This is a genomic window from Rufibacter sp. JT20002 (genome assembly GCF_056491185.1).
Genome location: NZ_JBSZJY010000002.1, coordinates 905,762 through 924,096, shown reverse-complemented (window position 1 = coordinate 924,096; position 18,335 = coordinate 905,762). Strand labels below are relative to the sequence as shown.

Here is an 18,335-nt window from a genome sequence, read left to right as displayed (position 1 = left end):
TTGGTTAAGAAGACTTTTTAGCTTTTATAATTTGGATAAGCTCATCTAATTCTGCGTCTGATAGGTTTTCTTCCTTGGCAAAGTGGGTGATCATCTTGGAGAAGGAGTTGCCAAAATATTTCTTCTTGATGCTGGCCACATCCTGCGTCCGGTACTCGGCTAAGGGTACCAGAGGCGTGTACTGCAGTGTGTTGCCTACTTTCTCTGAGCTCAGGAACCCTTTCTCGTTCAGGATCTTAACCATGGTAGCCACGGTGTTGTAGTGCGGTTTAGGCTCTGGCATTTCATCAATGATATCCTTGATGAAGGCTTTCTCCAGTCGCCAGATGATCTGCATGATCTGCTCTTCCCTTTTCCCTAATTTCTGCATAATGGTAAATGTTTAACCAATACTACTAATAAGTTAGGAGTAATCCTAATCAATTAGGAAAAAAACTATTGAATTAGGAGTAAAGCTCCATTTTTTGGGGATTTTAAGCTTGGTATAAGATAATTAAAGCCAAAACTGCTTGCATTAACTTCTGATTTCAAGATAGAAACTAGTCCGTGGAGAGAGTACGCCTGATAGGGCAAGGGGCGGAGTAAGAAGGTGGTTTAGGTAACTAATCCCTTCCATCTCAAGTTAAGAACGTACCACCTAACTTCCATCATTTTCTGCTTATAAAAAGCGGGCAAGTATAGCGGGAGGAGGATACAAATAGTCAGCATGCAAACAATATTCTATATGTTTGCAGAAGCAGCGGCCCGGGGCTACGTGCCTATAAGGTGGCCGCATTTTTTAGGAGAGCAGAGATGATTAGAGGCTTCTATATCAAAGGAGGAGAGATCCATTGGGAGAAAAACCCAGAGAACTTCCAGGCAGCGGAGAAAGGACGTATTATCTGGATTGACCTGCAATCCCCCACCGACCATGAACAGCGGCTGGTGGAGGAGGAGTTTGGGATTGAGTTTTTTACCCAGCAGGAAGCCGCCGAGATTGAGAGTTCCTCCAGGTACTTTGAAGATGACAACATCTTTGAGGCCAATACCGCCTTTGTGATGCACCAGGAAGGGGCATACATCACCCGCCAGGTCTCCTTTATTCTGAAAAACGAAATCCTGTTCACCTTGCGCCGCACGGAATTGAAGTCTTTTGCCGAAACCGTGCGCAAAATGAAAACCTTCCGGAGCACTTCTACCAAGGCCTTCCAGATCTGGCTTCTGCTCCTGGAAACCCAGATTGACTACGACGCCGACTTCATTGAGCTCCTTACCCGTACCACCAACGTGGTCAGTAAGCGCCTGGTGAAAGAACAGTCCATTGAAGAGGAAATCCTGATCAGGATCACTGAGCTGCAGGAAAACACCATTTTGATCAGGGAAAGCATTGTAGATAAACAGCGACTGGTGTCTTCGCTGCTGAGGAGCTACGCCGTGGAGGAACCCGAAAAGGAGCGGCTGCGCACCATCATCAAAGACATCAACTCGTTGCTGCAGCACACCCAGTTCAGCTTCGAGCGTCTGGAATACCTGCAGAACACGTTTCTGGGGCTGGTGAATATTGAGCAAAACCAAGTCATTAAAATCTTTACCGTAATGACGGTGGTGTTCATGCCGCCCACCCTCATTGCCAGCATTTACGGGATGAACTTTGACGTGATGCCCGAACTACGCTGGGTGGCGGGGTACCCCTTTGCGTTAGTGATGATGCTGATTTCGTCTTTGGCTTTCTTGTGGTATTTCAAACGCAAGAAGTGGTTGTAGAGCCAGATACCTGTATTTATTTAAAGCTTTATTCAAAGTCTTCCTCCTCCGGTGGTTCCTCCTCCAATTCCACAGGGTCGGAGTCTTCCAGAAAGGTGAAGTTTTCGGGCAGCAAGCGCTGGATGAACTCCTGGTGTTTGGGTTCATAGACTAATTCGCCCCGGTTCAGGTAGCGGTTCACGTCCATCATGACTTCGTAAATGGGCGTATGCACGTGCCTCGGAATCTTGAAGAGCCGCTCGTCCCGCTTGTCAAAAGGAGTAGGCACTTTGGCGTCATACAGATAAGGCAGCAAGGTTTTGGAGCAGCTGATGGCAATTCGGTGAATCTCATGCTGTTCAAAGTATTCCTGCAGACGCCCGTTGATGTTCTCAAAGAATTCCGCCGTTTCGCCCAGGCGCACGCGGGATCCCGCACGAGATTTGCCTTTGGTCTTCAAGTACTTGATTTGGCTTTTCCCCTGTTTCTTGCGCACCATGTACGACCTGAACACCTTGTGGTTCAGGTTCACCCCATTCTCAAAGTATCCCATGGCACAGTTCCCCGCTTGTATCAGCACGATGACATAATGAACCACCTGGCCCTGGGGCACCAAAGCTCCCGAAAGCGGGGGTACACTCAGGGGCAGCCTGAAAAACACTTCTTCGCTCCCCTTTTCATCGGGTAAGATCAGGCGGTGTTTTTCATAGTCATAGTGAACGGGTAACGCTAAATCCTGAATTTTCTGGAGCAGCTGTTCGGCGGTGGCACGGGGGATCAATCGATGCATAGAACCTGTTAACGGGTTTCCGGTTCCGCGAAGATGGGCATTGGATTCCAAAAAACACCCTCAAAACCCCGGCTGTTTCAAACCAGGGTTCTTTTGAGGTGGAGTCTTTTAGTGCTTCTGCTTGCGGGCTTTGTTTTCTTCTTTCATGCGCTGGCGCACGCCACCATCTACCCCTTGCCCGGTTTGCATAGGTTCAAACGCCGAGCCGGAGGTAGGTGGGGCAGGAGCCGCATTCCGCATCTGAGATTTCTGGATCACGTTCCCCGAAAGCCACTCGGTAAAACGCGGGAAGTACCGGTGCGAAACCCAGGCACCTTTGGCTTTCCAACCCACCGGGCGTTCGTGTCTGCCTCTCAGCGAGGCCCGGATGGTGGAGTTCACCACTTTGCTGGGTGGGTCCATGAGGGCCATCCGACCCCGGCGCCCGCTGTAGTTAGCCGCATGGTCCCAGAACGGGGTGTCCACGGCCCAGGGCTCCACCGTCACCACCCGTATGTTCTTCCTGAGGCCATTAAGGCGGAGTTCCTGGTTGATGGCCTGGCCTAAGTTCAGGATTCCGCCTTTGGTGGCAGCATAGGAGGCATGGTAAGCCAGCGGATTCACACTCTCCACCGATCCCATATTGATCAAGGTGCCGTACCCCTGGGTTTTGAATTGATTGATGGCCGCATGGCTTCCGTAGATAAAGCCTTTGAGGTTAACGTCCACAATTCGGGCCTGGTCTTCCAAGGGAATTTCCCAGAACTTGCCAATCACGCCCACGCCGGCCATGTTGATCCAGACATCTATTTTGCCGTATTGCTGCAGCGTGGCTTGGGTTAAGCGTTGCACGTCTTCGGGTTTGCTGATGTCCATGGGCACCACCAGGGCAGTGCCACCCGCCGCTCTGATTTTAGTGGCTATCTCCTCCAACACTTCGCCCCGCCGGGCCGCTAGCACCACATTGGCTTTGTAGGCCCCCAGTTGCTCGGCTACCCCGCGGCCAAATCCGCTGGAAGCCCCCACAATCACAAAGGTTTTACCCGCTACTTTCTTCTGCCCCGAAGAGCCCAACTCAGAGGTGGCGCAACCGCTTACCCAGAAACAAAGGAAAGACAACAGCATGAACAAGGCCGCTTTTGACCTCTTTTTACCAAAAGCTGCCATTTTCTGACGTTCGCCAAAGTGGGAGTCTGTTGACGATCTCTTAGACCAAGATAATTCATGCGAGGGTTTGCCCAGGAAAGCTGCTTTAGGTGGATAGTTCCGAGCGGGATGATCTAGGAAGTTGTAATTGGGAAGTGGGGGATTTTTTTGTAAACGGTTCATCTCCATAGGAAAAAGGTTCAGCTAAAAGAAAAGGCACTGGAGTGTGCCTTCGTCTTATCTTCACGAAACTAGACCTACGAAGTTATACGGCATCTGCTCCGTATTTATACAAATATACAGAAGCAAAGATGGGTTCAAAAGAATGAGAAAGCCTGTTTTAGGGATGTTTTCTTAAAAACAGGTCAAAAGCTAATGCCTGTTTTAAACCTCTTTCTTCCTAAAGTGCCTTAAACCAAACGGCAGAATTCCTTAGGGTTGAAGCATGATCTTGCGGGTGGTGTACTGCCCATCGGGTTGCCGGATCTTCAGAAAATAAGCCCCAGCAGGAAGCCCTGCCGTAGAGAGTTGCATGCGCTTCTGAAAACCGGCTTTGTACACGATGGCGCCTACGCTGTTGCTTAATTCCAGGGTTAACTTGCCAGGAAGGCTGGTTTCCAGGATCAGGTGCTTGGAGGCAGGGTTGGGGTACACCTGGAGGTCTGCCTTGCTTGGTTGAGTTGGAATACCGGTCACCCCGCCGGTGTACACCGATTGGTCATACACCCGGGCCGTGTCTCTGTTGGAGATATACAGGTTGTCAAACCAAAGTTTGGTTTGTACCAAGGCCCCATGCTCGGCGGTGATCTCCAGACGGTCAATATTGGTCCAGTCAAACTTGCCCTCAGGGTTAAACCAAGCATTGTCCCAGGAACCCAGTTCCGTAAAATTGGCCAACGGGATCCGGACGTGGTGCCAGCGACCGTCAAAAGGCACCATCTGGGCACTTAGCGTCACTCCGGCGCGCCATGGGTGATCGTTAGGGTCAGAGGTCTTGGTGTCCAGGAAGCGGATATCTACACTGGTGGCGGGCGCCGTTCCCCTGAAAATGAAATCTAAAGCGTAGCCTTCCTGCTTCAAACGTGAAAGATCCTTGTCAGGGGCAAAGTCAAACGCAATGCTGCTGTACTGCTCGGCCCCGGTCCAGGCCAGGCTGTAGCGGCCGTTGTTTGGCTTCTGGTCAAAGTAAAAGTTTAAGGAACCGTTGCCGTAACTGCCGTTTCGGATGCCTTTGCCCACATAATCAGTGTAGATGGCAAAGCCGGCGCTTTCGGGCTGTTTTACAAATGGGGTTTGGGGCGGAAGGGTAAAGCCCAGGGCTTGTAGCAGCGGCTCGTTCAAGTCATGCTGGAACAGATCGGTGCCTCCGGGGGTAAACAAACCAAAGCTGCCGTGATAATCCCAGGTAGTCCATGGAATGCCTTTTTCCTCCAGGTACCGCCGCACCTCGTTGTACCAGAGTACCCGGTCGGCCGGGCGGCTGTTGGGAATGAACACGCCAAACTCCCCGCAGAAAACAGGAACCTTGCGCGATTCTTTAAATTGGGCGGCAATGTCAATCAATTGCTTCACCTTGGCCACCGTGCCTTCCTGCGCATAGTTGTTATAGGCGCCTTCCATCCAGGAACCTCGCAAGCTAGTGGGCAGGGGAGGCATGTCCTGGGCTCTGTACGGGAAAGGCATGTTGGCCAGTGGCGCCAATGAAGGGGCTACCCAGGTGGCACCCTGATGGGTGAATAGAAAAGGATCGTAGAAGTGAAAGGTGTAAATCAGCTTGTTGTCTGGGTACACCGGCAGTTGCGCCAGGTTTTGGTAGCTGTTGAAATTGGTGGCGCCTACAATAAGGGTGTGGCGGGTATCATGCCGCCGGATGGCCTGGATAATCCGCCCCTGGATGCCGCCCCACACAGCATCCGAGATCCCGTGGGGTTCGTTCAGAATCTCAAAGTAAATGCGTTCTGAGCGGTCCTTGTAATGGTGGGCCATCTGGGTCCAGACTTTCTCCAGAATAACTTCTACCTGCGGTTGGGTGTTGTCCAGCGGATCAAAGGAGTGGTTATCCAGGATAAGGTGCAGGTTCAGTTCCTCAGCCCAGGTAACCGCCTCGTCCAGAAAAGACAAAAACAGAGGGTCCAGGGTATAGTTGGGTGCCCCTTGGGTCATGGCGTGCAGGTTGATGGGCAACCGGATCACATCGCACCCCAAGCTTTTGATTTGCTCAAAATCCTGGCGGGTGTACTGGGTAAACTGGATTTCCCGGGCGCTGTTGGCCTGAAACCATCCGGTCAGGTTGATGCCCTTCCGGAAAGGCACCTCCTGTGCCCTCACCTTTGGAAAAACTAGAAGGCCGAACAGAAGCAAAGCCCAAAACAACCCTCTTTTGCTTTTAAGTACTTTTCTTTTTTCCATTGGTGGTTCCTTTGTCTTATGGTAGTAAAAGCATGGTACTGAAGGTAGGGGATGCTTGGTTCTCTTCCAAGGTAAGATCCATCTGGGTTTCTGCTTTAAGGATGATTTCTGAAAAATGCTCTTAAAATCCTTAACTGCCAAAGTTATATTCTGAGTACCGGTGCCTTCTTTGTAAATATAGAAAAAGTATATAGTTACATAAAGCCTTTAAGTGCGATGAAGTAAAGTTTGAAATACCTTTTATTAAACATAATAATGTGCTTTTTATTTGAAAAGTGATAGCCCTGCTTAAAAGGAGACAAGTTATAGAGGAGTTAGTACTTTCTTTTAAATTCTTCTTTAGTATTCGTCAATTAGAGAAGTTATTTATATCAATCCCAAACCCACCTAACAAACATGAAGAAAAAGTACCTATTATTTGGAAAGTCTGCCGTAGCGGCGGCGGTGTTGTCCGTGAGTTTTTTAACGTCGTGCGAAGACGTTATCACAGAGGGTCAGGAATTAGCAGCTACCCAGCAGAACGATGCCGGGGTAGCCGGAGGGCAACAGGTTGTACCCAATGAGGTGCTGGTGAAGTTCAAAGCCGGTGTCGCCGCCGAGGTGAAATCGGCTGTGCTGGCCCGCATCAGCGGAAAGGTGAAGGAGAAGATCCTGACCAAAACCATGGAGCGGTTCGGGGACAAAGAAGGGGTGGTGCTAGTACACACGCCCATGGCTGCCCTGGAAGCCCTGGCGAAAGTAAAAGGGGAGTCTAGCGTCGCCTTCGCGGAGCCCAACTACATCTATACCCACCAATTAGCTTCTTCCGATACTTACTATACCAACGGCTCTTTGTGGGGCTTGTACGGTGATGCCACCACCCCGGCAAACCAATACGGAAGCCAGGCAGGTGAAGCCTGGGCCGCCGGCAATACAGGCTCTGCCTCTGTGGTTGTGGGCATCATTGACGAAGGCGTGCAAACCAACCACCCCGACTTGGAGGGCCAAATTTGGAAAAACCCGTTTGATCCGGTGAACGGCGTAGACGATGACGGCAACGGCTACATTGACGACGTGAATGGTTGGGACTTTGACGGTAACGACAACTCGGTGTACGACGGCGGAACCCGCGGCTCTTATGACGACCACGCCACCCACGTAGCCGGTACCATTGGCGCTAAAAACGACGGGAAAGGGGTAGTAGGCGTGAGCTGGAACGTTACTATGATCTCGCTTAAGTTCCTGGGCCGCAGGGGCGGTACCACGGCCAACGCCATCAAAGCCGTTGATTACCTCACCGACCTGAAAACCCGCCACGGCATGAACATCGTGGCCAGCAATAACTCCTGGGGCGGCGGTGGCTTCTCCCAAGCCCTGAACGATGCAGTGGTTCGTGCGGCCAAAGCCGAGATCCTGTTTGTAGCCGCGGCTGGAAATGGCGGTAGCGACGGCGTGGGTGATGATAACGATGCCGTAGGAAGCTATCCTTCCAACTACAATACTACCGCTCAAGCCGGGTATGACAACGTAATTGCCGTTGCGGCTATCACAAGCTCCGGTGGCCGTTCTTCATTCTCTAACTATGGTGCAACCACCGTAGACATCGGGGCTCCAGGTTCTGGCATTTACTCATCAACCGCCTACAATACCTATTCTTCTTACAACGGTACGTCCATGGCGACGCCGCACGTAACCGGAGGCGTGGTGCTGTATGCCGCGTCGCACCCCGGCACTACGGCAGCCGCCATCAGATCCGCTATCTTAGGCAGCGCCCTTCCTACAGCTTCCCTTGCCGGAAAATGTACCACGGGTGGTCGCCTAAACGTGAGCGGCTTCTAAAAGATAGTTTTTGTTTAAATGGTAAAGCCGTCTTGACTCGGATCAGGGCGGCTTTTTTACGTCTGGCGATTTGCTCCTTGGGTTTTTAGACTAAATTCAAATCAGCCAAAATTCTCTCACCATACTGTTTTACGCTTTTCGGTAGGGGCAATCCCTTGTGGTTGCCCTTTTAGCGGTTGTATTCGTGTAAGGGCAACCACAAGGGATTGCCCCTACATTTATTGAATTTACCTGATTCCTTCTTTGGTTTTAATCCTCAATAACTGACTGACTTGCACATCATTCCCAGCTGCCCCTTACTTTGTCTTCTCATACAGCAGGAAATGCTGAATAGGCAGGAAATCTTCTTTACGGGAAAGGGTGAATCCGTTGGCGCGGAGTTCCTTGTTCACCTGGGCCACGCTCATTTTGTGCAGTTCTTTGATGGGCACCCTTGGGTCCTCGGCGCGGTACTCCAGCAGCAGGAGTTTGCCGGTGGGTTTCAGGGCCTGGGACAGGGCTTGTAGCATCTCGCGGGGGTATACCAGTTCATGGTACACATCTACCATCAGGGCCAAATCAATAGATGCTGCAGGTAGGTTAGGAGATTGGGCGCTGCCTTTCACTACGGTCACATTGGTAAGCCCCAATTCTTGGGCCCGCTTTTGCAAGGCAGATACAAACGCGTCCTGCACTTCCACGGCATACACCTTTCCTTGTGGCACTTTAGGCGCGATCCGGAAGGTGTAATAGCCCGCACCGGCGCCAACATCGGCAACCACACTGTTGGGTTGTAATTCTAGTTTAGCGATCGCCTCAGAAACGTTTTCTTCTTCTTGCCGGGTATCGCGCTCCAGCCACTCGCCTCCCGAAGCCGACATCACATGCGCTATTTCGCGGCCCAGGTACACTTTACCGGTGCCATCGGGGTGCGGGGGCTTGGTCACATACACAGCACTGGTACCAGTTCCCTTGCTTTTCACCTGCGGCGATTCACAAGCGGGGAAAAGAACCAGGAGCGCGCCCAAAGGGAGGAAAGTAACAGCGCGAAGAAGAAGTTTTGCCGGCATATGCACATAAGAAAGTTTGACCATTAGAACCTTAGCTATAGTGGATTGTTTAAGATTCCTGGAATTTCAGGTTAAGCTGAAGCAGGACCTTCAGGCTGGTTCTAAGCTTCCTTGAGGGAGTTCACCAAAGAACAACCGCTATCCATTAGATGACTATTTCCTGGAGAGCCGCTGCCAGATCTCGTTCACTTTGCCGCCGGTGCTGCTGAGACCTGTGTGGTGCCAGTTCCCGTCTTTTACCTCATATTGGAAACTGAGTTGCATGCCCACCCGGCTGTTGTCACGGGAGAAGAACTCAATGTGCTCGGTGTAAGTGCCATTCTGGGCCGTGTAGTTGCCGCCTCCCGTACCCGAGAACGCCGCCGTTTGAGAGTTGAACGCAATCCATTGAAACCGATCGGCCGAAAGGATTTTTATTGTTTTCCGGGGACCGGGCACCATCTGGTTCATGGTTCCGTCTTGCCCCGCCCGACTGCTGATGCGCCAGGCCCCCACCAGCGGAGAACCCGTGTTTTTCTCCGGGGCTTTCTCCCAGGTCTGCTGCGCAGCCGAAGCGCCACTCATGCTCTGTAGCTGCCATTTTCCGTTCTTTTTGGTAAAACTGCCGGTAAACGCCGAGCCCACCTTGGTGCTGTCAAAGGTGTTGAATTCGTAGGTGGCGTTCAGCTTGCCATTGACCAGGGTGTACGTGCCGCCATACGTGCCGATGAACTTTTTACCTGCTTTGTCAAAGTGGGCGACGGCAAAAAAACCATCGGCCAAAGTCTGGAACATCTGGGTAGCATCCTGATCTGGGGAGGTACCTACCAGCTGCCAGGCCCCTTCCAGTTCTTTCGGTTTGGGAGTTGCCTGGTAAGTAGAGGCCGGGGTAAGTGATTTCGATTCTTCAACCGGCACAGGAGAGACGTTGCTCCACAGCAAAAGGCTGAAGCCTAAGACGAGGGTAAGAAAAGAACTGTACAGAATAGCCATAGGAGAGAGGTTAGTTTTAAGGAATAGCGTAAGGACCTTTCCTAAGTATCTTACGAATTAAAAGCCGCCTGGGTGTTTTAAGGTTCTTTTTCTGAAAAGAGGTCAATAACCGGATGCTGATTATAGAAAGAAATAGGAGGAGCCTCTGGAAGTAGCTAAGTATAAGCCAGGGTATTTTCTCTAATTTTAGCTTTTCAGATCAGAGAGACCAAAAGACCTTTCTTTTCATACCTTCTTCTTTAGCCCTGTATGAAAGCGCTTACCTCCAGCCTGCAGTATTTTGTGGTGCAGAAAGCCCGCCTCTCCAACAAAGAAGCGGTGCAGGCCATTGTCTCCGGGCGGGTGCTGGTGAACGGACAAAAAGGCCAACTGCACCAAGCGCTTCGGCCAGAGGATGAGGTGCAACTAGATGGGCAAGTGCTCAAAGAACCCAAAAACTTCACGTACCTGGCCTACTACAAACCCCGTGGCGTGGAATCTACGCTCAACCCAGCTATTGAAAACAACCTGGCGCAGGCTCTCAACTTGGACGTCCGGGTATTCCCGGTAGGGCGCCTGGACAAGGAATCTGAAGGACTGATGCTGCTCACGAACGACGGCGCCCTCTACAACCGTATCAGCCACTCTGAAAACCACCAGGAAAAGGAATACGTGGTCACAGTAAACAAGCCCTTAACCCCCGAAGCACTGGTGCAATTAGCCTCCGGCGTGGTAATCATGGGCCAAAAGACGCGGCCTGCCCAAATAGAGCAAGTAGGAGAGAAGACGTTTTCCATTGTGCTCACGCAGGGCCTTAACCGGCAGATCCGGCGCATGTGCTATAAGTTGGGGTATGCCGTGGAGCGTTTGGTGCGGGTGCGGATGGTGAATATGGAGCTAGGGGAGTTAAAGCCTGGAGAGTGGCTAAAAATTAACGACGAAGAAATACAAAGATTACAATAACAGATTTGTAGGGACAGGTCGCGACCTGTCCTCAACGCATATCTGATCCTGCGATCCTGCGAAATCCTGTCCTTCCACGAATGCCTGCTACTACAAAATCATTCCCGCCCACCTTTATCAGATCAATCCCACTCCTGTGGTTTTTTCTTAATTGATTCTTAGTAGGCCGATTGGTCAGGGCACCGTTCAGGACAGGTCGCGACCTGTCCCTACTTTTCTCGTATATTTCTCTTTCTATGAATTCTCCACTACGTCCAGACCGAAAACGGAACCGGCTTTTTGGGTTTGACTACAGCAAAGATGCCTTCTATTTTATCACTGCCTGTGTGAAAGAGATGGCCTGTGTCTTTGGCGAAGTAATCAATGAAGAAAGGCATTTAAACAAATATGGGCATATAGCTGAGCGGCAGTGGGGCTGGCTCTTAGAACAATATCCTTATCTGAGCTCTCATGCGTTTGTGGTGATGCCTAATCATATTCATGCCATTCTTGAGATAAATAATGAGGGAGTATTGATGGGTTGCGACGATCAGGAATGCGTGGCAATAGATCAGGAATGTGAGGGGACAGGTCGCGACCTGTCCGTACATTTATCTGGTGGTGGGAGGAAGGTGAAATCGTTGTCACAGATCATGGGAGCGTATAAAACTACCACCTCAAAGCTAATTAGGCTTGCTGGCATGCCAGATTTTGCCTGGCACCGCTCCTTTCACGATCATATCATCAGAGATGAAAAGAGCTTCCGCAACATCAAGCATTATATTGAGAATAACCCAGCCAAATGGCAGGAAGATTCTTTCAAAAGATAATTAAAAGAGCAAAGTACGGACAGGTCGCGACCTGTCCTCACAAGCATTCCTGGTCAATCCATATTGCTGATATTTATTCAATGTATGACGGTTTTATAAGATAGAGGCTCGGCAGAAGAAAGGACAGGTTGCGACCTATCCCTACGCTACCACAAATGCCAAAACCTTATAACGCTCCTCAGCCTGTTCCAGAATCTCGTCCAGAATCTCCTGCAGGTCTGCTTTCACTTTGAAGCGGAGCACCTTTTTTACAGCTAACTGCAACTGCGCTTTAGTGTCGTCTTTTTTGTACCAGTCTGGTTGGGAGGCGCTTTTCTTGACCTCGGCCAGGATCTTTTTCACTAGCTCTTTGATGAGGTCGAAATCCTGAACGGCGTTGGGGTGGTTGGCCAGGATCTGGTAGAAAGCTTCTTCCTCTTCGGTGAGGCCTAGTTGGTTTCGGAGCTTGTCTTCATCCTGCATCTGCTTGGCCACAGTGCGCAGTTTTTCCATGGCCACCAGGCTGTCGAAGAAGTGGGCGTGGTAGTCTGCTATAATCTTTTCTACTTCTTCCTTGAGCTTGCGGTACTTGATCAAGTTTTTGGTGGAGCGGACCTTGATCTCGTCGTTCATGATCTGGCGCAGGAGTTCCAGCTTGAGCTCGTTACCGGTTTTCTGCTCTTTGGCGGTGGCCAGGAACTCGTCATTGATGATGGAGATGTCAAAGCGCTCTATGCCGGCCATCTGGAACACGTCTACCACGTCCTCAGATTCTATGCTGCGGTGGATGAGGTTTTTAATCTGCTCCTGCGATTTCTTGATGTTGGTGGTGGGGTACTTGACCTTGCGCACGGCCGCGCCCACGTGCTGAAAGAAGAGGATGTCTACCGCAATGTCATTGATGGAAGGGTGGTTCTTCACAATGGATGCCAGGCTGCTGAGCTTCTTCTCGTTCAACATGAATCTTTTGCAGCGCTCATCTTCAGAGACCAGGTAGTTCGTAGCCAGCCCCACCAACTTGAATTTCTCCGGCTTGGTTAAGGACAGCCAGTTTTGGTAGGTGAAATCAGGGGGCAGTTGCTCCCGCAGCTGTTCAATGATTTCCTGGGTTAGGGAGAACGCTTCCTCAATCTCTAGTGCCACGGCGCCAGAACCTCCGGCACCGGTGTATTTCTTGGTGGCATCACGCAGGCGGTCACCTATGCCGATGTAGTCTACGATGAGGCCGCTGGGTTTGTCACGAAAGACGGTGGCTATGCGGTTTACGGCCTGGATGAGGTTGTGGCCGGTCATCACTTTGTCTACATAGAGCGTGTGCATGGCCGGGTTGTCAAAGCCGGTGAGCCACATGTCCCGCACAATCACCAACTTCAGATCATCATCCGAGTCTTTGAAGCGGGTCTTAATGCCTTCCATGGCTTCCTTGGTGCGCACGTGCGGGTTCCAGGCAACGGGGTCTTTGGCGATGTTGGTGGTCATGATGACGGCTACCTCGGGGCATCCTTCCAGCGCGGTGAGGGCGTCATAGAGCTTCACGCAGTTGCGGCGGCTCAGGCAGACAATCATGGCTTTGCCGCTCAGGCTGGCGTTGCGGGCGGTGTAGTGTTGCAGAATGTCTAGGTCAATGGCGGCCACGCGCTCCTTTGAATCGGCGGCGTCTTCCATGGCGGCCCACAGAATCTTGTTCTTGTCGTTTTCTTCCAGCCCGCCCGTGATTTCCTCGGCTTCCTCCTCTAGTTGGGCGTTGCCCAGGTGCAGCTTGGCCAGGCGGGGCTCGTAGTAAATGGGCACTACGGCTTTGTCTTCGGTGGCCTGCTTTATGTCATAGTTATGAATGATGTCACCGAACACGGCCACGGTGTCTGCGTCTTTGCTGTCTACGGGAGTGCCGGTGAAGCCAATGAAACTCGCCTGCGGCAGAGCGCGGCGCAGGTTATTCGCAAAACCCTGCACTAGGCCGTACTGGATGCGGTGGCACTCATCGGCTATCACAATGATGTTATCGCGGGAACTCAGGACGGGGTGCTCCAGCTCGCGGCCGGTGGCCGTGTCTTTGAGGTTGAACTTCTGCACGGTGCTGAACACCACGCCGCCGCACAGTAATATCTCCCAAATAGATCATGAATTATAAATTCAAAATAATCTATATAATATTTTATACTTATTTATATATTTGAATATTAATATTAACTATATTTAATTATTTTTTATATTTTAAACAGTAATATAAAGGAAAATGAATAAAGATACTTTTCAACAGATTATAGTAACTGTGGCTAGCACTGTATTGGCTGGAGTACTGGGTTATTTCTTTAATGATTGGATTTCTAAAGACAAACTTCGTGTCGAAGAGGTTTTTATAAAGCCTGAAACTAAAAGCGTTGAGCTAGGTAAAGATATAATCACTATAAACAATAGTGAATTATTTTATAAGTTCTCTCAAAAATATAGTTTTCTAAACCTAATGGTTGAAAGGAACAATACTGGAGACTTGATTGTGAATAAAGAAAATATTCAACAATATAAAAGCATTTTTAGTAAATACGATGAATTTCTTATTGAGGAGAATCAAGAACTCTTGAAAGACATTAATTTATTAAGAGGCAACCTTAATGAAAGTGAGATAAATGAATTAATAATAAAAAATACATCTCAAAACAATAACCTTCCTGTACCTATTACTTTACAAAATTTGGAAGATATGCACAAACATAAAGATTTGTTAATAAAAAGAATAGAAGATCAACTTGAGAATATACCTTATCAACAGAAATTAATTAAGGGGATTGTAGCACGTTTAGGAGAAAGTTTGCCATATAGTGGAACATTTAAATTAGAGGTTACAATAATAAATTATGGAAATACTGATGGTTTAATAAAGAACAAAGCAATTATGATTCTACAACCAGACAATATTAAACTGCCTGTAAAAGTAGAAGAAATAAATATACAAGATATGAAAAGCTTTACCACTATGGGAATGAAAGGTGGTGGTTTTGGGGGAGGTTTTGGGGGTGGAACTCTAATGTTTAGTTCTCAAGTTATACCGAAAGGCGGAATGTCCAGAATTAATTTTATACTTGATGAAGAAGTAGGAGAGACTTTGTTAAGTGTGTTAAAAGATGAGTTTCGTAATGGCAAAGAGAAAAAATATAAGTTGATTATGACAAATATTAGAGGAGAAAAAATTGAGGTAGAAGGTGCTATGTGATTTTTTAGTATTAAATCTAAAATTTATTGAAAATTATAGATTGGGAGGAATATGCCGTACAGGGTGGTCTGGCCGCCAGAGACCACGGTGAGGGCGTTGTACTCAAACACCGCCGGAATGTCTAAGGTATAGTGCTGCACCTGGTTGAAGGCGGCCTCTACGGTGGCATCCTGGTTAAACAGGTTCTTGAACTCAAAGAGCACCAGCGGCAGGCCGTTCACAAAAATGATGAGGTCTGGTATACGCTTGTTCTTGCTCACTATGGTGAACTGGTTCACTACCCTGAAGTCATTGTTCGCCAGGGTGTCATAGTCAACGGGGTAGAAGTGGCCGAACTGGGGTTTGCCGTGTTCGTCTTTCCAGGTTTTGCTGATGCCCTTGCTGAGCTTAAGGTGGAAGGAGTGGTTGCGCTGGTGTACGTCTGTGCCTTTGTTGTAGAGTAGTTTTTTTAATTTTTAGTAATAGAAGTATTCTGATAAAGTAGTCTTAAAAAAGCTATTTATGTAAAAACTTCTTGAGGTGTAAGTAAATATTCTTTGATTGTATAAAGCTAAATTGAGGAGGTAATGCATTTCCTATTAGAAGTGCTAATGCTGTTTTAGGTATATCTAAAGGAAACTGGTAATCTTCAGGAAATGATTGTAGTAAGGCAGCTTCTCTTGGCGTCAAGGCTCTATTTTGTTCTGGATGAAGAAATCTTCCTTTTGAAGGATTTAGGCAGCCTCCAGTAATAGTAGTTGAATAATCATCCCAACGTAACCGACCATAAACATCATTAAAACCTACATTTGCTTTCTTGTGGCAATTAAGCTTATAATTTTCTGGCAAATCATTTCTACTTCCCCCATCCTTTGGGGTGAGCTTTATTCTTTCGAGAACATCCGAAGTATGCTTTACAAAGCTTTTATGTAATGGATCATTTGATGAATCGGGAAGTTCAAGGTTTCCAATTGTTTCGCGTACAGTTACTTTCTTTTCATTTCCTTTTGCAATATCTAAGTCCCCCAATATTGATCCTACCAAAACTAGCCTTTTCCTTTTCTGAGGTACGCCATAATCCTTAACATTTGCTACTGTAGTTTTAGGGTTATAACCTAAAACTTTAAGTTCCTGCTGAACATATTCGAATAGGTCATAAGATAATAGCCCTGGAACATTTTCCATCATGATAGTTAAAGGCTTCAACTCCTTAACTAGTCGAAGATACTCTATGACTAAACTGTTTCTAGAATCATAAATTACTTCTTTTCTATTTAGTCTTCTTATGCCTGAAAATCCTTGACAAGGTGGGCATCCTGCTAATAAATGAAGTGGCTGTCCATCCAACTTTTCTAATATTTCTGATGCAGAAACATCTCTAATGTCTTTGCTTATTACATGAGTTTCAGGATGATTCATCGCAAATGCCTTTGCGGCATGAGAATTAATTTCAATTGCCACTTTTGTTGAAAAACCTGCTTTATGCATTCCAACAGTTAATCCACCGCAACCTGAAAAAAGATCAATGCTATTAAAAGTATGCATATTAATCTAAATTAACGACTCCTTTCAATCTTGGATCATCAGGAGCTTTCAAAGCTAATAATTGTAAAAACTCTTTATATCTACCCTTTACCCTATTAAATAAAGTATTCCATTCAACTGCTTCCATGATTTCTTCATTCATTTGAATTATTCTACTAAGGGAAGGATCCTTAGCGAATCCATCTGCAATAAGAATACCTTTAACTGTTCTATTTCTATACTTAGAAATAGAACCTGATTCTATTTTTGCTTGAATCCTTGTGACATATCTTGCGAGCCTATTAACATGATCAAAATCGGCACTTATACCAGGTCTCATTAATTCTAAAACGATTATTTGATAATCATTTAATAGGCAGAGTAAATCAAATCTTCTTGAATCCTTTTCATCTTCTCTCTTGAACTCCTTGTTAGTTGCATTCAGTTCCTCTTCAATCCACTTATCAAGGCCCTGTTCATGTGAAAAATCTGCTGGAGCCAAACTTTCATACTCATGTCCGAGAAGCCAAGGATATTCCTTAATAAACTTTTGCATATCGATTGCTTCGCCTGGAGCCTTTTCAGGTACTCTATTCTCAATATGCTTTCCAAATTGATTTACAATTTCAATTTTACCTGAGACTGCTTCGGCGGTCAATACTGCACTAATTACGTCCCATTCTTTTATTAGATCATACAATTCAGGCAAAGCCTCATCAGATGACGTATTTATTTTTTGTATAACCTTTTTAACACTTTCCCTTTCAAAGCCAGAAATCATTGAATTAGCAATAACATGAAAGTCATTTTCGTTAATTCTTTCAATTGAAGCAATTTTTTCTAATGCAGTAGAAATATCTTTTCTTTCATGAGCGGATGAAAACTTTTCTATCCTTAAAAAAAAATCTCCCAATTTATGTTGAAACCTATCAACATTTTTTTGGGTGTGTCTTTTTTTCCAGCCAGAACAAAGTTCTTTAATTTTGTTTTGACCCCATTTTTCTAAAATTGAAGCTTTTGGGAATTGCCAATTGACAGTTTGTCTATCTGTTGCGATAAAGTCTTCTTTCTCGTCTAATCCATTTGCTTTAACTTGACCAGTTAAATATTCGAGAGCAACTTGACCATTTATCCCACCTGTGAGATTAAAGAAGAAAGGAGTGAATTGGGCTACTCGTTTACGAGCAAATACAGAAATGCCTCTGAGTTCTGGATTTTGTATGGTATTCTTTAAGAATCCAAACCAATATTCTACTTCACCAAAACCTTCAATTGTTTCTTTTTGCCATTTAGTAGGGTCGGAAGGTTCCCTCCAATCGAGTTCAAGTTCTTCTTTTGTTATAGGTTGAGAATTGATTGATATTTCCATTTCTTCCGAACCAATAGCAAATCTTCTTGCCATACTTTTTCGGAATTCATCAACATTAATCTGCTTTTTAAGTTTTAAATTTTTAAATGTAACTGTTACTCCGCTTGGCTCTGTTGTTGGCTCATCACGTTCAGGTACAAAAGTCCAGTTGGTTACTGTTTCTAAGTTTTTTAACTCTAAATAATTTAGTGTAAATTCAACAACTTGGCCGTTTTTTACAGATTTTAGAATAATGTCTTCAGCGATACCAAAGCCTGCAAGTTTACCTATGCCTTTTCGACCCATTATTAGTCGGCCTTTAGCTGTTTTTTCGCCTCTTTCTCTTCTTTCATTAGCTATGTATAGATAAAAATTATTTAATTCATCGAATGTCATACCAATACCATAATCTTTCACAATTATTTCGGCATTTGGATCAGATACATCTTCTGGTATAGTAATTTCCACTTTTTCGGCATCAGCATCCCATGCATTAGCAACAAGTTCTGCTACTGCTGGCACAGGTCCTCCATACATTTGTTGCCCTAACAAATCTATTAATCGACCTGCAAACCTGATTTTTAATTCTCTATTCATTTACTTATAAATAAGTGTTTTTATATTAAATGTAGATTGAAAAAGTTGTTTGTGCTTTTAC

At 47.0% G+C, this 18,335-nt stretch carries 14 protein-coding genes and 1 pseudogene; 5 read left to right on the top strand and 10 right to left on the bottom strand.

The window, feature by feature from the left end; all coding sequences use genetic code 11:
• Positions 1-4: 4 nt before the first annotated feature.
• Positions 5-370, bottom strand: coding sequence for a BlaI/MecI/CopY family transcriptional regulator (locus tag ACW9SV_RS13370; RefSeq protein WP_479557267.1), 366 nt, complete (start codon positions 368-370; stop codon positions 5-7).
• 422 nt (positions 371-792) lie between these two features.
• On the opposite strand from ACW9SV_RS13370, the gene corA reads away from it, so the two are divergent.
• A complete protein-coding gene (gene corA / locus ACW9SV_RS13365; RefSeq protein WP_479557266.1) occupies positions 793-1,743 on the top strand; it encodes a magnesium/cobalt transporter CorA in 951 nt (316 codons plus the stop codon).
• A gap of 28 nt (positions 1,744-1,771) precedes the next feature.
• On the opposite strand, the gene ACW9SV_RS13360 is transcribed toward corA, so the two are convergent.
• The 3 genes from ACW9SV_RS13360 to ACW9SV_RS13350 all read right to left on the bottom strand — a co-directional run bounded on the left by ACW9SV_RS13360 (position 1,772) and on the right by ACW9SV_RS13350 (position 6,046).
• Positions 1,772-2,512 carry a hypothetical protein gene (locus ACW9SV_RS13360; protein ID WP_479557265.1) on the bottom strand — a complete coding sequence of 247 codons (741 nt, stop codon included), beginning with the start codon at positions 2,510-2,512 and terminating at the stop codon, positions 1,772-1,774.
• A 108-nt stretch (positions 2,513-2,620) separates the two neighbouring features.
• Positions 2,621-3,820 (bottom strand): SDR family NAD(P)-dependent oxidoreductase, encoded by a 1,200-nt coding sequence (locus ACW9SV_RS13355; RefSeq protein ID WP_479557264.1) that lies wholly within the window; start codon positions 3,818-3,820, stop codon positions 2,621-2,623.
• A 249-nt stretch (positions 3,821-4,069) separates the two neighbouring features.
• Positions 4,070-6,046 (bottom strand): cellulase family glycosylhydrolase, encoded by a 1,977-nt coding sequence (locus tag ACW9SV_RS13350; protein WP_479557263.1) that lies wholly within the window; start codon positions 6,044-6,046, stop codon positions 4,070-4,072.
• Between the two features lie 396 nt (positions 6,047-6,442).
• Here ACW9SV_RS13350 and ACW9SV_RS13345 point away from each other — a divergent pair, with 396 nt between their 5' ends.
• The gene (locus ACW9SV_RS13345) at positions 6,443-7,864 is read left to right on the top strand and encodes a S8 family peptidase (RefSeq protein WP_479557262.1); all 1,422 of its coding nucleotides are present in this window, start codon (positions 6,443-6,445) and stop codon (positions 7,862-7,864) included.
• Between the two features lie 296 nt (positions 7,865-8,160).
• Here ACW9SV_RS13345 and ACW9SV_RS13340 read toward each other — a convergent pair whose 3' ends face one another.
• Positions 8,161-8,913, bottom strand: coding sequence for a class I SAM-dependent methyltransferase (locus ACW9SV_RS13340; protein ID WP_479557261.1), 753 nt, complete (start codon positions 8,911-8,913; stop codon positions 8,161-8,163).
• A 153-nt stretch (positions 8,914-9,066) separates the two neighbouring features.
• Positions 9,067-9,885 carry a membrane or secreted protein gene (locus ACW9SV_RS13335; protein WP_479557260.1) on the bottom strand — a complete coding sequence of 273 codons (819 nt, stop codon included), beginning with the start codon at positions 9,883-9,885 and terminating at the stop codon, positions 9,067-9,069.
• Positions 9,886-10,134: 249 nt separating this feature from the next.
• Between ACW9SV_RS13335 and ACW9SV_RS13330 the strand changes: the two genes are divergently transcribed.
• Together ACW9SV_RS13330 and ACW9SV_RS13325 are read left to right on the top strand one after the other, a co-directional pair.
• Positions 10,135-10,827 (top strand): pseudouridine synthase, encoded by a 693-nt coding sequence (locus tag ACW9SV_RS13330; RefSeq protein WP_479557259.1) that lies wholly within the window; start codon positions 10,135-10,137, stop codon positions 10,825-10,827.
• 236 nt (positions 10,828-11,063) lie between these two features.
• Positions 11,064-11,636 (top strand): transposase, encoded by a 573-nt coding sequence (locus tag ACW9SV_RS13325; protein ID WP_479557258.1) that lies wholly within the window; start codon positions 11,064-11,066, stop codon positions 11,634-11,636.
• A gap of 141 nt (positions 11,637-11,777) precedes the next feature.
• Here ACW9SV_RS13325 and ACW9SV_RS13320 read toward each other — a convergent pair whose 3' ends face one another.
• Positions 11,778-13,700, bottom strand: a complete 1,923-nt coding sequence (locus tag ACW9SV_RS13320; protein WP_479557386.1) for a type I restriction endonuclease subunit R — start codon at positions 13,698-13,700, stop codon at positions 11,778-11,780.
• A gap of 151 nt (positions 13,701-13,851) precedes the next feature.
• Between ACW9SV_RS13320 and ACW9SV_RS13315 the strand changes: the two genes are divergently transcribed.
• Positions 13,852-14,826, top strand: coding sequence for a hypothetical protein (locus ACW9SV_RS13315; protein WP_479557257.1), 975 nt, complete (start codon positions 13,852-13,854; stop codon positions 14,824-14,826).
• A gap of 23 nt (positions 14,827-14,849) precedes the next feature.
• Here the strand turns inward: ACW9SV_RS13315 and ACW9SV_RS13310 are convergent.
• From ACW9SV_RS13310 to ACW9SV_RS13300, 3 genes and pseudogenes are all read right to left on the bottom strand, one after another.
• Positions 14,850-15,233 (bottom strand): annotated as a pseudogene (locus ACW9SV_RS13310) (type I restriction endonuclease); the annotation flags it as partial.
• A gap of 88 nt (positions 15,234-15,321) precedes the next feature.
• Entirely contained in the window at positions 15,322-16,350 is a 1,029-nt protein-coding gene (locus tag ACW9SV_RS13305) for a DNA cytosine methyltransferase (RefSeq protein ID WP_479557256.1), read from the bottom strand.
• Position 16,351: 1 nt separating this feature from the next.
• Positions 16,352-18,274 (bottom strand): ATP-binding protein, encoded by a 1,923-nt coding sequence (locus ACW9SV_RS13300; RefSeq protein ID WP_479557255.1) that lies wholly within the window; start codon positions 18,272-18,274, stop codon positions 16,352-16,354.
• Between the last annotated feature and the right edge of the window lie 61 nt (positions 18,275-18,335).

What these genes read in the sequence shown, in the direction of transcription:
- ACW9SV_RS13370 (WP_479557267.1), bottom strand. Translation starts at nt 370, where the DNA reads ATGCAGAAATTAGGGAAAAGGGAAGAGCAGATCATGCAGATCATCTGG.
- corA (WP_479557266.1), top strand. Translation starts at nt 793, where the DNA reads ATGATTAGAGGCTTCTATATCAAAGGAGGAGAGATCCATTGGGAGAAA.
- ACW9SV_RS13360 (WP_479557265.1), bottom strand. Translation starts at nt 2,512, where the DNA reads ATGCATCGATTGATCCCCCGTGCCACCGCCGAACAGCTGCTCCAGAAA.
- ACW9SV_RS13355 (WP_479557264.1), bottom strand. Translation starts at nt 3,820, where the DNA reads ATGAACCGTTTACAAAAAAATCCCCCACTTCCCAATTACAACTTCCTA.
- ACW9SV_RS13350 (WP_479557263.1), bottom strand. Translation starts at nt 6,046, where the DNA reads ATGGAAAAAAGAAAAGTACTTAAAAGCAAAAGAGGGTTGTTTTGGGCT.
- ACW9SV_RS13345 (WP_479557262.1), top strand. Translation starts at nt 6,443, where the DNA reads ATGAAGAAAAAGTACCTATTATTTGGAAAGTCTGCCGTAGCGGCGGCG.
- ACW9SV_RS13340 (WP_479557261.1), bottom strand. Translation starts at nt 8,913, where the DNA reads ATGCCGGCAAAACTTCTTCTTCGCGCTGTTACTTTCCTCCCTTTGGGC.
- ACW9SV_RS13335 (WP_479557260.1), bottom strand. Translation starts at nt 9,885, where the DNA reads ATGGCTATTCTGTACAGTTCTTTTCTTACCCTCGTCTTAGGCTTCAGC.
- ACW9SV_RS13330 (WP_479557259.1), top strand. Translation starts at nt 10,135, where the DNA reads ATGAAAGCGCTTACCTCCAGCCTGCAGTATTTTGTGGTGCAGAAAGCC.
- ACW9SV_RS13325 (WP_479557258.1), top strand. Translation starts at nt 11,064, where the DNA reads ATGAATTCTCCACTACGTCCAGACCGAAAACGGAACCGGCTTTTTGGG.
- ACW9SV_RS13315 (WP_479557257.1), top strand. Translation starts at nt 13,852, where the DNA reads ATGAATAAAGATACTTTTCAACAGATTATAGTAACTGTGGCTAGCACT.
- ACW9SV_RS13305 (WP_479557256.1), bottom strand. Translation starts at nt 16,350, where the DNA reads ATGCATACTTTTAATAGCATTGATCTTTTTTCAGGTTGCGGTGGATTA.
- ACW9SV_RS13300 (WP_479557255.1), bottom strand. Translation starts at nt 18,274, where the DNA reads ATGAATAGAGAATTAAAAATCAGGTTTGCAGGTCGATTAATAGATTTG.